Genomic DNA, 14214 nt, shown 5'->3' on the forward strand with positions numbered 1-14214 from the left:
GGAAAATAATAATTAATGATTTTCCTTTTTCTATTGTCTATTTTAAACTATATTTCTTTATTTTCTTTTTTTCTACGTTTATTAATAAATAACATTGATGCCATCAATATTATTATGATTGATGAAAAAGCTGTATTTTTTCCTTCTTGTTTCATACCTGTATTTGGTAGAAGCTTTTCATTTTTATAATTGTTGCCTTTTTCATCTACTTTACTTGTTGCTGTTTTTCCATCTGGGAATGTAACAGTTACAGTATTTCCTACTTCGTGTCCTTTTCCTGACACTTTTTTACTTCCTACTTCTGTGTCATTTACACTTGGTGCCTCTGGTGCAGTTGTATCTGTTACTTTTCCTTTCCCTGACTCTGATTTGTTACCTGACATATCTGTTTCAGTCGCTGTAATTTCATTACCTACTTTTAACTCTGTTCCCTCTGGAACGTCTACTGTCCAGTTGCCTTTTTCATCTACTTTACTTGTTGCTGTTTTTCCATCTGGGAATGTAACAGTTACAGTATTTCCTACTTCGTGTCCTTTTCCTGACACTTTTTTACTTCCTACTTCTGTGTCATTTACACTTGGTGCCTCTGGTGCAGTTGTATCTGTTACTTTTCCTTTCCCTGACTCTGATTTGTTACCTGACATATCTGTTTCAGTCGCTGTAATTTCATTACCTACTTTTAACTCTGTTCCCTCTGGAACATCTACTGTCCAGTTGCCTTTTTCATCTACTTTACTTGTTGCTGTTTTTCCATCTGGGAATGTAACAGTTACAGTATTTCCTACTTCGTGTCCTTTTCCTGACACTTTTTTACTTCCTACTTCTGTGTCATTTACACTTGGTGCCTCTGGTGCAGTTGTATCTGTTACTTTTCCTTTCCCTGACTCTGATTTGTTACCTGACATATCTGTTTCAGTCGCTGTAATTTCATTACCTACTTTTAACTCTGTTCCCTCTGGAACATCTACTGTCCAGTTGCCTTTTTCATCTACTTTACTTGTTGCTGTTTTTCCATCTGGGAATGTAACAGTTACAGTATTTCCTACTTCGTGTCCTTTTCCTGACACTTTTTTACTTCCTACTTCTGTGTCATTTACACTTGGTGCCTCTGGTGCAGTTGTATCTGTTACTTTTCCTTTCCCTGACTCTGATTTGTTACCTGACATATCTGTTTCAGTCGCTGTAATTTCATTACCTACTTTTAACTCTGTTCCCTCTGGAACATCTACTGTCCAGTTGCCTTTTTCATCTACTTTACTTGTTGCTGTTTTTCCATCTGGGAATGTAACAGTTACAGTATTTCCTACTTCGTGTCCTTTTCCTGACACTTTTTTACTTCCTACTTCTGTGTCATTTACACTTGGTGCCTCTGGTGCAGTTGTATCTGTTACTTTTCCTTTCCCTGACTCTGATTTGTTACCTGACATATCTGTTTCAGTCGCTGTAATTTCATTACCTACTTTTAACTCTGTTCCCTCTGGAACGTCTACTGTCCAGTTGCCTTTTTCATCTACTTTACTTGTTGCTGTTTTTCCATCTGGGAATGTAACAGTTACAGTATTTCCTACTTCGTGTCCTTTTCCTGACACTTTTTTACTTCCTACTTCTGTGTCATTTACACTTGGTGCCTCTGGTGCAGTTGTATCTGTTACTTTTCCTTTCCCTGACTCTGATTTGTTACCTGACATATCTGTTTCAGTCGCTGTAATTTCATTACCTACTTTTAACTCTGTTCCCTCTGGAACGTCTACTGTCCAGTTGCCTTTTTCATCTACTTTACTTGTTGCTGTTTTTCCATCTGGGAATGTAACAGTTACAGTATTTCCTACTTCGTGTCCTTTTCCTGACACTTTTTTACTTCCTACTTCTGTGTCATTTACACTTGGTGCCTCTGGTGCAGTTGTATCTGTTACTTTTCCTTTCCCTGACTCTGATTTGTTACCTGACATATCTGTTTCAGTCGCTGTAATTTCATTACCTACTTTTAACTCTGTTCCCTCTGGAACATCTACTGTCCAGTTGCCTTTTTCATCTACTTTACTTGTTGCTGTTTTTCCATCTGGGAATGTAACAGTTACAGTATTTCCTACTTCGTGTCCTTTTCCTGACACTTTTTTACTTCCTACTTCTGTGTCATTTACACTTGGTGCCTCTGGTGCAGTTGTATCTGTTACTTTTCCTTTCCCTGACTCTGATTTGTTACCTGACATATCTGTTTCAGTCGCTGTAATTTCATTACCTACTTTTAACTCTGTTCCCTCTGGAACATCTACTGTCCAGTTGCCTTTTTCATCTACTTTACTTGTTGCTGTTTTTCCATCTGGGAATGTAACAGTTACAGTATTTCCTACTTCGTGTCCTTTTCCTGACACTTTTTTACTTCCTACTTCTGTGTCATTTACACTTGGTGCCTCTGGTGCAGTTGTATCTGTTACTTTTCCTTTCCCTGACTCTGATTTGTTACCTGACATATCTGTTTCAGTCGCTGTAATTTCATTACCTACTTTTAACTCTGTTCCCTCTGGAACATCTACTGTCCAGTTGCCTTTTTCATCTACTTTACTTGTTGCTGTTTTTCCATCTGGGAATGTAACAGTTACAGTATTTCCTACTTCGTGTCCTTTTCCTGACACTTTTTTACTTCCTACTTCTGTGTCATTTACACTTGGTGCCTCTGGTGCAGTTGTATCTGTTACTTTTCCTTTCCCTGACTCTGATTTGTTACCTGACATATCTGTTTCAGTCGCTGTAATTTCATTACCTACTTTTAACTCTGTTCCCTCTGGAACATCTACTGTCCAGTTGCCTTTTTCATCTACTTTACTTGTTGCTGTTTTTCCATCTGGGAATGTAACAGTTACAGTATTTCCTACTTCGTGTCCTTTTCCTGACACTTTTTTACTTCCTACTTCTGTGTCATTTACACTTGGTGCCTCTGGTGCAGTTGTATCTGTTACTTTTCCTTTCCCTGACTCTGATTTGTTACCTGACATATCTGTTTCAGTCGCTGTAATTTCATTACCTACTTTTAACTCTGTTCCCTCTGGAACATCTACTGTCCAGTTGCCTTTTTCATCTACTTTACTTGTTGCTGTTTTTCCATCTGGGAATGTAACAGTTACAGTATTTCCTACTTCGTGTCCTTTTCCTGACACTTTTTTACTTCCTACTTCTGTGTCATTTACACTTGGTGCCTCTGGTGCAGTTGTATCTGTTACTTTTCCTTTCCCTGACTCTGATTTGTTACCTGACATATCTGTTTCAGTCGCTGTAATTTCATTACCTACTTTTAACTCTGTTCCCTCTGGAACATCTACTGTCCAGTTGCCTTTTTCATCTACTTTACTTGTTGCTGTTTTTCCATCTGGGAATGTAACAGTTACAGTATTTCCTACTTCGTGTCCTTTTCCTGACACTTTTTTACTTCCTACTTCTGTGTCATTTACACTTGGTGCCTCTGGTGCAGTTGTATCTGTTACTTTTAATTTTTTTTCTTCCATATCAACCTTACTTAAAAATTCTTTGATATTTGGTATTTCTTTAGGTCTTTCAATGTCAACTCTTATTTTATCTAGCTCTTTCTTAACTTCATCTCCATTACTGTAGTTCCCATCTTTTATTTTCTTATTTACTTTATCAATACTTTCTAATACTGGTGTAGGATCATAAAAATATATATTAAGGCTACGAATGACAACCTGCCCATCAGAACCATTAACAGGATTTCCAGCTTTATCCATAAGAGTATACGTTATTTTATACATACCTGTTATTTTATTTTTAACTATCTTTTCAACACTTGGATAATCTGATCCTTTTGACACATAACTTTGTACTGTGTATCCTTCTGGATAATCCACAAATTTTTCAGGATTTATTTCTTTATCTACTCTTACGACTAATGCATTCCCAACATTATATTCAGGTCTAAGACGTATATCTAAATTTTCTGAATCTGAAGAAAATTTTGCATCCTTTAAAAACTTCAAATCATTAGAATTTTTAGGTGTTTCTATTGCTTTTTCCTCTTTAGGTGTTTCTATTGCTTTTTCAGAAGCATGAGCTTCATTTTGAAAAATCATTATAAAACTAGCTATTAAAATAGATCCTACACCAACTGAAAATTTACGAATTGAATACCTATTATTTTTATTTTCCATAAAAATCGCCGAAAATGTGGGTGTCAATAATTAGATAAATTTAAATATTTTTTGAATTAGAACACTTGTGATACTAAAACATAAAATTTTTACTAGTCAATTAATTTTAAGTATAAGCGAAAAAACAAGAAGTATTACAAGACAATACGCTGATTATCAATTTCCAATTTTAAAAGAGGAAATTCCACTTAAAAAGTTAGACTTTCAATCAAGAAATATTTTAATTAAAAACTACGGCGTATATAAAGAAAACAAATTCGCCAATTGTAAAATTAAGTTAGACAAATAAATAAGCCTTCTGTACTAAACTCAATATGTATTTCCTACCAAAGAAAACATAAGGAGTTAGTACAGAATGGACTATACACGTCTTAACACGGATGAACTTACGTTCATAGAATCATATTATCACCAGAATCTTTCAGTTAAAGAGATTTCGAGTAGATTGAAACGTTCTATACAGACAATTTATAACGTAATCAATGCTTTTAAGTCGGGGATGTCTGCCCTTGAATATTATCAAGAATACAAACAAAGAAAGTCTAATTGTGGGAGGCATAGAATAGTTCTTCCAGAAGAACAGTCTGATTATATCCGAGAGAAAATAGCTGATGGATGGACACCTAATACTATTATTGGCAGAGGTGAACGCACGATCAACTGTTCTGTTAAAACACTTTACAGAATGTTTAAAGAGAACATTTTTGCTGTACATGATTTACCTATGAAAGGCAAAAGAAAGCCAAATGGTCATTCTGAAAAAAGAGGCAGACAGACTTTTAAAAGAAATATTTCTGAAAGAATAGAAGAATTTCCTTTATTCAATAAGGAGTTTGGGCATCTTGAAGGAAATACTATTGTTGGTCGTCGTCATGGTAGTGCAATCATTACTTTGGTAGAAAGAGTATCCAAGATGATTATCACCTTACGCCCCTTAGGTCGTAAGGCAACTGATATAGAAAACGCTCTACACTCAATGTTTTCATCTTTACCTTCTCATATATTTAAATCAATTACTTTTGATTGTGGTAAGGAGTTCTCAAACTGGAAAACAATATGCAACTGTCATGATATATCTATATTTTTTGCTGATCCAGGCAAGCCATCACAGCGAGGTTTAAATGAACATTCTAACGGAATACTTAGACGCAGTGGATTAGATAAACTCTATTAAAATAGATGTTGTTCAACTAAGAAGGCAGTTGATTTTATTATGACTAGAAACAGAACTATTTGATTATGTAAATTGGTACAACAATTTTAGACCACATTCTTCATTACAGTATTTGACGCCAGTGACATTTAAAAATTTACACATGAAAACTGTCTAAAAAAATGTTGACATACCATTCTATGTCCTTTAAACTCAATTTTTAATTTTCATCTTTTATACCTTTATTTATACTCTCAATCAAATTTCCTTTTGGCGTTAAAATGGATATATCTTTGTAATTTATTCCACGCATGAACGTTTTGAATTTCAATACATTTTAAATATAAAATAGCTCACACTTTTTCAACTTTTGTTCTCATATTTAATAATCTACTGATTCAAGTAACGCTAAAATTTTGCTTTATTTACTCGCAATTTCTTTTAATTTTTTTGTATTTTGTGCTTGCTGATGTGATTGTTCTTCATATAATTTTTGACAACTTTCAAGTGTATATAGCAGTTCTAATGTTTCTAATATTAATTCATTTCTCGATATGTTTTTCTCTTTAGCTAATATACTTAATCAACCTAGCAATCCACTATCTACATTTCTAATTTTCAGTTCTTTGTTAGCCAAAATAACCCAACCTTTCTCATTAAAAAGGTGGAACACTAACAAAATTTTGGCCCCCACATCAAAAAATACTAAATCTCTTGAAATATCTGGCTTCGCCAAATCACCAATTTTCAAATGGGTACAAATTCCCCTTATGCTCTTACAAGATTTTTACTAATTTTCACGTTTTTACTAAAACGCTCATAATATCCATATATTTTTTTCATAACATGTAAGAAAAAATTATCAAATCAAATGTTAAAAGCACTAATTTTTATACTATATTTAAGATGTGTCTATAACAAAAGAAGTGTTCAAAATAAAACTAAGTTATAAACTAAAAATGGAACGTCTTAACGAAGAAATATCTCAAAAGAAATTGGCAAAATCACTTAATAAATTTTTAAAAACGACTTATTATACCAAAAGAAAAATAGATCGCATTGAAAGTAATACGACCTATTTAAAATTTGATGTTGTCAATGAAGTGTAGTGCTTCTTTAATCTAACTATGCAAGAGTTACTACACAAAAATTGGTCAGCATATAATAAAAGTTTCACAGACTACTTGCAAAATAAAACCATAAAATATTGTTACTTACCTAATGAAAATAGAACATGTATTTATCAATTTTCCCAACTTATATCTCATTTTAATTTGGTTAATAAACAAGATTGGATTGCATTTTCTAAATATGATTTTATACAAATCATTTATTACGATCACTTTAAAATCAAACATATTTATGTTTATCTTCGTAGACGCATTCCCTTTTTATAGCGTTATACTATTTATAATAGCTTGTTATTTCTATATAGTATCAAGACAAGAAGAAACTCGTTTTCACTCGTTTCAAAACCTAAAAGAAATTAACAATTTCTTTGAATAATAAATAAGCAGAATATACAGCACCAGCAATATCAAAAACCTTAAAAAGCGTATCAGCAAAAGAAGCTTTACCATTAGAAATTCTGAAAGCATAAATAGCACCAACTACAAAGCAAGTCATAGCACCACAAATTAAAATGGCAAATATAAATTTCAGAACAAAAAATTCATAATCTACAAAATACAAAGATAAGAAAATCATTCCAACTCCACCAGTAAAATAGCAATACCTCTTATAGCCTTCTTCACTCAACTCAACAAGTAGTCCTAAGAATCCAAATATTAAAAACGGAAAACCTATCCAAATCCAACCTCCACCACCAAACATAAACCAAAAAAAGCCAAAAATAATACAAAAAGTTGCTATAGCATATCCAACTAAACCATTACTTTTATTTTCCAATGAATCATCCCTCATTCTTTTATTTTTAATTATTATACACCTTAAAAACCTTTATTTGACGGTAACTTAAAGCATTTTTATCTCTTAGACAGAAAAAAACAGGATTTCGAAAGAACATAATATTATGGGCAAATTTAAAGCTTTGATCACTCAGTGGTTAAATCTCTTTTTTATAAAAGAATAGTTTGCTCTGCTGATTGCTATATTAATAAACACAGAGTAAAAACAAGGAGGAATACAGATGACTGTAACAGTTATGCTAAGTAATATATGTATATGCATCATTGCCCAATATCTCTACGAACAAATAAAAAAATAATAAGTAAAAACATCTAATTGCTTTATTCCAATTGCTTTATTGACGTTGAGCCTCGGAACCCTTAACAATCCCAAAACTTGTCGAATGGTCGGCTTAATAGCTCACGCTATGCCGACATTCGTCTGCAAGTTTAGTTAAGGGTTCTTCTCAACATCAATAAATTTTCTCGGCATAAATGCGTCGTCTATTTTTTATTATCTTCATGATAATCATATTTTTCTTCCATCTCGTCAAAAGCATCATCTTTATAGAAAAACAAAAAGTAAGCAACAACACCAATAGGAATAAAAAAAACAGTGTGAAAACAAGAAGAAACTCGTTTCAAAATCCCCTCAAATATTCTAATTATTCTTTTTGAAATTCATAACCTTAACAACCAAATAAATAGCATTTATTCCCATCAAAATAACATACGGAATTAATATATATAAATTTTCCAAATGAGATATAAAAATTAATCCAAGTAAAAAGAAAACATTTAAAATAGTTGCTATAACGTAACCTTTATCTAACACTGTGTTTTTATTCAAAATAAACACTCCTTTTTTAAAAAACTTTATCACAAGACTTACTCAAATTATAAATACCTTTATTTTAAATTTTAAGGGGGTATTTTAAAGATTTAGGGAGGGCATATAGTTTTTTATATCCGAAACTTATATACGCTTTTAAAACGCAAATATGAGCCAAATAAATATATGCTATTTTCAAAAACAAAAATTTGAGCAAAACCAGTGACTATTTTTTTATATACTGCCCATTTACATGCAAATTTAAAAATTAGCATAAAATACTTTAAAACTTCCCCATGTTTTTCTAAATTCCTGCAGGGCTTTTCTTATCAAAAACTTAGAAATTTTAATTTAACTCTAAAATCTCCGTAAGAGCATAAGGGAAATTTGTCCCCATCAATGAATGGGGGATCTGGCAAAGCCAGATATTTCAAGACTTCGTCGGTCTTTTTGCATGGGGGCATAAAAAGACGAAATGTCACACTTTTGCGACACAATATATTGCGTTTGTCACAGTTTTGTGACACTACATACAGCATTTGTCACAAAAATAAGACAGTACTTTTTTACAAAAAATCAATAAAAAAAGACATCAGTTATCACTAATGTCTTAAATAATAATTTTGCTTTTCGAAATTCCAAATTGCCGTAATCGAATGTGCCTTTTCTTCTTCATCTGTTGTTTTATCTTTATCACTTGTATTAATTAAATTGCCGTCTTCGGCATCGTCTAAATTTAAAATTTTATGCTTCTGTTTAAGCATTCCACCATAACTTAACATACGTTTTCGATACAAACCTTTTCTAGATCACTTAAAATTTCTTGATTTTTTTCGTCGTCATCAGTTAAAAAGTCAGATGATTTAACGGAATATTTTGATGTCTCTTTGATTGTTATAAAATCATTTGAATTATTGATTAAAGATATTATATTGTTTCATGTTTTTACGGCGCATATAAAGGGCATGTGTTTCTTCAAGTTCAGCTTTAATGGATTGCATTAAATAACCTTGCATAGCTTCAACGGTTTCATTTTTTTGTAGCAACATCGCTTTAAAACGTTTCAATACACTTACAATTTCAAACTCAACATCTTCTAAACGATAATAAGTATCATGTGAAGTATTAAATGACTTTTTCCCTTTGAGTAATACGCTTTTAATAATCCGAATTTCTCTAATTTCAAATTTACTTAAATAGTTTTGAAGTTGTTGTGGCAATTCTTCGAGTACTTGGAACTTAAGGGCGTCATTATTAAATTCAGTTTTTTGATGATTTGTATGATTCGAATGATGATTATTATTATTTATTAAAGTATTAGATATAATATCATTCATATCATACGTATCATTATCCTCATTTTCTATATAATTAGTATTATTTAACTCAGTATCATTAGACTGTGAATTTGGAAGTTCTTGACCACTTAAATTCACAGTTCTAGAACTTCCAAATTCATTGTTCTGGAACTGTGAATTTGGAAGTTCCTTGGTAAGACTTGCTTCAATATCATATTTTGGTTTTAATAAATATAAGGTTCTGTTGCAAAGTAAAAAATATAGCTAACCACTAATTTATCATGTCAGTGTTCGCTTAACTTGCTAGCATGATGCTAATTTCGTGGCATGGCGAAAATCCGTAGATCTGAAGAGACCTGCGGTTCTTTTTATATAGAGCGTAAATACATTCAATACCTTTTAAAGTATTCTTTGCTGTATTGATACTTTGATACCTTGTCTTTCTTACTTTAATATGACGGTGATCTTGCTCAATGAGGTTATTCAGATATTTCGATGTACAATGACAGTCAGGTTTAAGTTTAAAAGCTTTAATTACTTTAGCCATTGCTACCTTCGTTGAAGGTGCCTGATCTGTAATTACCTTTTGAGGTTTACCAAATTGTTTAATGAGACGTTTGATAAACGCATATGCTGAATGATTATCTCGTTGCTTACGCAACCAAATATCTAATGTATGTCCCTCTGCATCAATGGCACGATATAAATAGCTCCATTTTCCTTTTATTTTGATGTACGTCTCATCAATACGCCATTTGTAATAAGCTTTTTTATGCTTTTTCTTCCAAATTCGATATAAAATTGGTGCATATTCTTGAACCCAACGGTAGACCGTTGAATGATGAACGTTTACACCACGTTCCCTTAATATTTCAGATATATCACGATAACTCAATGCATATCTTAGATAGTAGCCAACGGCTACAGTGATAACATCCTTGTTAAATTGTTTATATCTGAAATAGTTCATACAGAAGACTCCTTTTTGTTAAAATTATACTATAAATTCAACTTTGCAACAGAACCATTTGCGATACAACGAGGCGACATTAGCCGATAATTTGCTTAACTGTAGAAGATTTAAAAGAACCCCTTGCCATATATTTAACAATGTTGTCCGGGATAACAACACAGTGAATCCACCGTTTAGTTAAGATGATGGATTTTTTCAAACTGTGGATGAGGTACAGAGTTTCATTAGATAAAAACAGGGAAAACTTATTAAAGAGTGATTTCTGTGAGGAGGATAATGATGACAAAGAAATACGATCTTATTGTGATTGGTACAGGTTCTGCGGGGTCAATCACAGCAGCAAAATGTAATAAAGCCGGCTGGAATGTAGCTATGGTAGATGACAGGCCGTTTGGAGGCACGTGTGCACTACGTGGATGTGACCCAAAAAAGGTTCTACATGGTGCTGCCGAGCTTATTGATTGGAACAAACGGATGGTTAAGAATGGAGTACCGTCTGAAGTCTCCATCAACTGGAAAGATCTTATGAATTTTAAAAGAACCTTTACAGATGATGTCCCGGAAAAAAAAGAGGAAGCATTGAATAAACAGGGAATCGATACGTATCATGGCAATGCATCTTTCGTGAGTGAGGACAAACTTGAAGTGAATAAAGAAGTGCTCGAGGGGAGTCATTTCTTGATCGCTAGTGGTGCGAAACCTACCCCTTTACCCATAAAAGGAGAAGAACATCTTACTTATAGTGATGAGTTTTTGGAGTTGGATGAATTACCACAAAGAATCGTCTTTGTTGGTGGTGGGTATATTTCGTTTGAATTTGCTCATATCGCGGCACGTGCTGGATCAGAAGTTCATATTATCCATCGAGGTCAAAGACCTTTGGAGAATTTTGATATAGATCTTGTAGATATCCTTTTAGAAAAGTCGAAAGAGATTGGCATACAGGTACATCTTCAACATTCCGTTGAATCCATTGAAAAAGAACAAGGAAAGTTTCATGTGTACGCTCGAAAAAAAGAGGATATAACGCGGTTTGAAGCAGACATTGTTATTCATGGTGCTGGACGGGTCCCTGCCTTAGATATGAATCTTGAAAAAGGGAATATAGAAAGGAAAAAACATGGTGTCCATGTTAATGAGTATTTGCAAAGTGTAAGTAACCCGAATGTCTATGCAGCTGGAGATGCTGCAGCAACGGATGGCTTGCCCCTCACACCTGTAGCCAGTGCAGATTCTCATGTCGTAGCATCTAATTTATTGAAAGGGAACAGCAAAAAAATTGAATATCCCGTGATTCCATCTGCTGTATTTACCGTACCTAAAATGGCATCGGTAGGTATGAGCGAGGAGGAAGCCAAAAACTCTGGCCGGAATATTAAAGTAAAGCAGAAAAACATCTCCGACTGGTTTACGTATAAACGGACAAATGAGGACTTTGCTGCGTTTAAAGTGCTAATTGACGAGGATAGTGATCAAGTTGTCGGTGCTCATTTGATTAGTAATGAAGCCGATGAACTAATTAACCACTTTGCAACAGCCATTCGCTTTGGAATTTCAACCAAAGAATTGAAACAAATGATATTTGCCTATCCAACGGCAGCTTCGGACATTGCACACATGTTGTAAGTTTGCGTTTTGTGAGATGTTTATAAACCACTTTATCGTCTAATCTTGTTATATGATCTTAGAATCAAAAAGAAAATAACTTTTTTGACAGCCGCATTTTTCAACGGAAGAATGTGGCTTCTTGGCGTGAAGAGCAGATATCTTTATTCTTAAACTTCTAAAAAAGCTTATGTGAACACTTGATAAATAAGGTTTTTTATCTGACCTATTTTATAAGATTATTCTATAAAAGAAAAAATAATGTATGACTTGACCGTGTACTATGGTACAGGGTTTATACTTTTTATTGAGGTGACAATATGGGGATGAAAATCAGTGAATTGGCTAAAGCGTGTGATGTGAATAAAGAAACCGTTCGGTATTACGAGCGGAAAGGATTGATAGCCGGGCCTCCCAGAAACGAATCAGGGTATCGAATATATTCAGAGGAAACAGCAGATCGGGTACGGTTTATTAAACGAATGAAGGAATTGGATTTCTCGCTAAAGGAAATCCACCTGTTGTTTGGTGTGGTTGATCAAGATGGGGAGAGATGTAAAGATATGTACGCCTTTACCGTTCAAAAAACCAAAGAAATCGAGCGGAAAGTGCAGGATTTGTTACGAATCCAACGGTTATTAGAGGAATTAAAAGAAAAGTGTCCAGATGAAAAGGCGATATATACCTGTCCTATTATTGAAACGTTAATGGGAGGGCCTGATAAATAAATGGGGGAAGATTTGAATGAAAAAACGCATTTCCTTCACCGCTATAATGACGGTGTTGTTAATCGGTTTAACAGCTTGTGGAGCAGAATCTGATACCGCGAATGAATCAAAGGTTCAAGACATTCAAGGAAATCCAGTCAGCCTACCTAATGAGAAACCCACACTCATTTATTTTATGGCAACCTGGTGTCCATCTTGTATATACAATGAGGAAATCTTTAAGGAAATTCATCAACTAAACCCGAACGATGTTCAATTGATCACAGTTAGTTTAGACCCTAACACAGATACAAAAGAAAGCTTTGCGAAATTTAAACAGGATTATGGCGGGGATTGGCCCCATGTTTTAAAGATAGGAGTGGAATTATGAGTTTTTCGTTTCTCTTCATTCTGACCGCTGGAATGGTTGCGGCCTTTAATCCTTGTGGTATCGCCTTGCTTCCTTCTTATATCTCCTATTTAATTGGAGGCGAAACAAAGGATCATTCGTTCCGCTATGCAATTTTTAAAGGATTAGGGCTTGGTGGAGCGATGACCACGGGGTTTTTAACGATTTTTGTATTGGCTGGTTTGTTGATAGGAGGATTGGGAAGCGCACTAACAGGAATTTTTCCGATTCTTTCATTGGTTATGGGTATACTCATTGCTTTATTGGGGTTGGGCATGCTATTTGGGAAGCATTTGCCGATTAAAATAGGATCTTTTCAAGTCAAGCCAGGGAAATGGTCTATCTATTTTTACGGAATAGCCTATGCCGTGACATCACTTGGTTGTACCTTGCCAGCCTTTATGTTGGTGGTCTCTGCATCGCTGAATGACAATAGCGTAACGGCCGTGATCATCAAGTTCATCATCTACTCCCTTGGTATGGGAATTGTGGTGACAGCGATCACGATGGTCTCATTGATTTCACGACAATTGGTACAGAAGTTTCTGCACAACTATATGAGTTCTATCCAAAAAATAGCAGCTGTTGTGATTTTCCTCTCCGGTTTGTACATGGCTTATTACTGGTATTTCGGTTCTGGTGGCATTTGTACATTTTAAAATCCAACCGATCAGGTGTAACAAAAAATAGATGAAAGATGTAAAAAAGCTAAACGAACAAATTTCAAGTTAGGCTATAGGCCATGTATGTACCTTAACCAAAGAATAAAATTTTTTTAGAAAGAGTGGTGAGAATGATGGATGAGAATCGCTCGAAAGGTAACCGCTGGGGTGTTTGGGCCTTTTTCGGAATATTATTGGTTCCTTTATTGGTTCCTTTACTTTGTTGCGCAGGACCGATTCTCCTTGTTGCATTAGGGAGCACAGGTATTGGTGCCCTCTTTGCTGGTGCGACAGGAAATTGGTGGTTGACCGGCATTTTTGCAGCATTGGCCATTGTTATGATTGCTCTGATCCTCAGCAAGTTGTTGAAGAACAAATACAATTCTCCTGAAGGCAATGGAAAAACAAAAAATAAAACGGATTGCTGTACGCCTCCAGAGAGCGTGGATCGGAAACATGAGACAAGATAAATATGAGATAAATGTACAGAACTGTCTATCAAACTTTA

At 34.2% G+C, this 14214-nt stretch carries 12 protein-coding genes and 4 pseudogenes; 9 read left to right on the plus strand and 7 right to left on the minus strand.

Translation table 11 applies throughout. The features are described from left to right. Positions 1 to 47: 47 nt before the first annotated feature. A complete protein-coding gene (locus JQN76_RS03490; RefSeq protein WP_205397783.1) occupies positions 48 to 4160 on the minus strand; it encodes an Ig-like domain-containing protein in 4113 nt (1370 codons plus the stop codon). A gap of 67 nt (positions 4161 to 4227) precedes the next feature. Between JQN76_RS03490 and JQN76_RS14315 the strand changes: the two genes are divergently transcribed. The 3 genes and pseudogenes from JQN76_RS14315 to JQN76_RS03500 all read left to right on the plus strand — a co-directional run. Continuing rightward, complete coding sequence (locus JQN76_RS14315; RefSeq protein ID WP_012816687.1) at positions 4228 to 4449, plus strand: exotoxin beta-grasp domain-containing protein; 222 nt, start codon at positions 4228 to 4230, stop codon at positions 4447 to 4449. Positions 4450 to 4515: 66 nt separating this feature from the next. Further along, positions 4516 to 5325: pseudogene (locus tag JQN76_RS03495) on the plus strand (IS30 family transposase); the annotation flags it as partial. A gap of 52 nt (positions 5326 to 5377) precedes the next feature. Then, a pseudogene (locus JQN76_RS03500) lies at positions 5378 to 5491 on the plus strand (IS3 family transposase); the annotation flags it as partial. A gap of 405 nt (positions 5492 to 5896) precedes the next feature. On the opposite strand, the gene JQN76_RS03505 reads toward JQN76_RS03500, so the two are convergent. Continuing rightward, complete coding sequence (locus tag JQN76_RS03505) at positions 5897 to 6064, minus strand: hypothetical protein (protein ID WP_001813124.1); 168 nt, start codon at positions 6062 to 6064, stop codon at positions 5897 to 5899. Between the two features lie 208 nt (positions 6065 to 6272). Between JQN76_RS03505 and JQN76_RS03510 the strand changes: the two genes are divergently transcribed. After that, positions 6273 to 6422 (plus strand): hypothetical protein, encoded by a 150-nt coding sequence (locus tag JQN76_RS03510; protein ID WP_001813125.1) that lies wholly within the window; start codon positions 6273 to 6275, stop codon positions 6420 to 6422. Positions 6423 to 6789: 367 nt separating this feature from the next. Here JQN76_RS03510 and JQN76_RS03515 read toward each other — a convergent pair whose 3' ends face one another. From JQN76_RS03515 to JQN76_RS03535, 5 genes and pseudogenes are all read right to left on the minus strand, one after another. Then, a complete protein-coding gene (locus JQN76_RS03515) occupies positions 6790 to 7221 on the minus strand; it encodes a hypothetical protein (RefSeq protein WP_000428914.1) in 432 nt (143 codons plus the stop codon). A 660-nt stretch (positions 7222 to 7881) separates the two neighbouring features. Then, positions 7882 to 8070 carry a hypothetical protein gene (locus JQN76_RS03520; protein ID WP_001039249.1) on the minus strand — a complete coding sequence of 63 codons (189 nt, stop codon included), beginning with the start codon at positions 8068 to 8070 and terminating at the stop codon, positions 7882 to 7884. A 584-nt stretch (positions 8071 to 8654) separates the two neighbouring features. Beyond that, positions 8655 to 8944, minus strand: a pseudogene (locus JQN76_RS14320) (protein rep); the annotation flags it as partial. 19 nt (positions 8945 to 8963) lie between these two features. Continuing rightward, positions 8964 to 9587: pseudogene (locus JQN76_RS03530) on the minus strand (replication initiator protein A); the annotation flags it as partial. A 58-nt stretch (positions 9588 to 9645) separates the two neighbouring features. Then, a complete protein-coding gene (locus JQN76_RS03535; RefSeq protein ID WP_001105999.1) occupies positions 9646 to 10320 on the minus strand; it encodes an IS6-like element IS257 family transposase in 675 nt (224 codons plus the stop codon). 282 nt (positions 10321 to 10602) lie between these two features. On the opposite strand from JQN76_RS03535, the gene JQN76_RS03540 reads away from it, so the two are divergent. The 5 genes from JQN76_RS03540 (at position 10603) to JQN76_RS03560 (ending at position 14176) form a co-directional block, all read left to right on the plus strand. Beyond that, entirely contained in the window at positions 10603 to 11949 is a 1347-nt protein-coding gene (locus tag JQN76_RS03540) for a dihydrolipoyl dehydrogenase family protein (RefSeq protein ID WP_000163428.1), read from the plus strand. Between the two features lie 299 nt (positions 11950 to 12248). Next, a complete protein-coding gene (merR, locus tag JQN76_RS03545; protein ID WP_025175377.1) occupies positions 12249 to 12656 on the plus strand; it encodes an Hg(II)-responsive transcriptional regulator MerR in 408 nt (135 codons plus the stop codon). A gap of 16 nt (positions 12657 to 12672) precedes the next feature. Continuing rightward, positions 12673 to 13026, plus strand: coding sequence for a TlpA family protein disulfide reductase (locus JQN76_RS03550; RefSeq protein WP_000746201.1), 354 nt, complete (start codon positions 12673 to 12675; stop codon positions 13024 to 13026). Next, positions 13023 to 13703, plus strand: coding sequence for a cytochrome c biogenesis CcdA family protein (locus JQN76_RS03555; protein WP_001836597.1), 681 nt, complete (start codon positions 13023 to 13025; stop codon positions 13701 to 13703). Before JQN76_RS03550 ends, JQN76_RS03555 begins: the two co-directional genes overlap by 4 nt. A gap of 134 nt (positions 13704 to 13837) precedes the next feature. Further along, a complete protein-coding gene (locus JQN76_RS03560; RefSeq protein ID WP_000968575.1) occupies positions 13838 to 14176 on the plus strand; it encodes a hypothetical protein in 339 nt (112 codons plus the stop codon). Positions 14177 to 14214: the final 38 nt, after the last annotated feature.

The sequence above is a fragment of the Staphylococcus sp. SM3655 genome (assembly GCF_016917315.1).
Taxonomy (GTDB): Bacteria; Bacillota; Bacilli; order Staphylococcales; family Staphylococcaceae; genus Staphylococcus; species Staphylococcus aureus.

Excerpts from the sequence above, each read along its gene's own strand:
- JQN76_RS03540 (WP_000163428.1), top strand. The coding sequence starts at position 10,603 with ATGACAAAGAAATACGATCTTATTGTGATTGGTACAGGTTCTGCGGGG.
- JQN76_RS03560 (WP_000968575.1), top strand. The coding sequence starts at position 13,838 with ATGATGGATGAGAATCGCTCGAAAGGTAACCGCTGGGGTGTTTGGGCC.
- JQN76_RS03535 (WP_001105999.1), bottom strand. The coding sequence starts at position 10,320 with ATGAACTATTTCAGATATAAACAATTTAACAAGGATGTTATCACTGTA.
- merR (WP_025175377.1), top strand. The coding sequence starts at position 12,249 with ATGGGGATGAAAATCAGTGAATTGGCTAAAGCGTGTGATGTGAATAAA.
- JQN76_RS03490 (WP_205397783.1), bottom strand. The coding sequence starts at position 4,160 with ATGGAAAATAAAAATAATAGGTATTCAATTCGTAAATTTTCAGTTGGT.
- JQN76_RS03555 (WP_001836597.1), top strand. The coding sequence starts at position 13,023 with ATGAGTTTTTCGTTTCTCTTCATTCTGACCGCTGGAATGGTTGCGGCC.
- JQN76_RS03550 (WP_000746201.1), top strand. The coding sequence starts at position 12,673 with ATGAAAAAACGCATTTCCTTCACCGCTATAATGACGGTGTTGTTAATC.
- JQN76_RS03510 (WP_001813125.1), top strand. The coding sequence starts at position 6,273 with ATGGAACGTCTTAACGAAGAAATATCTCAAAAGAAATTGGCAAAATCA.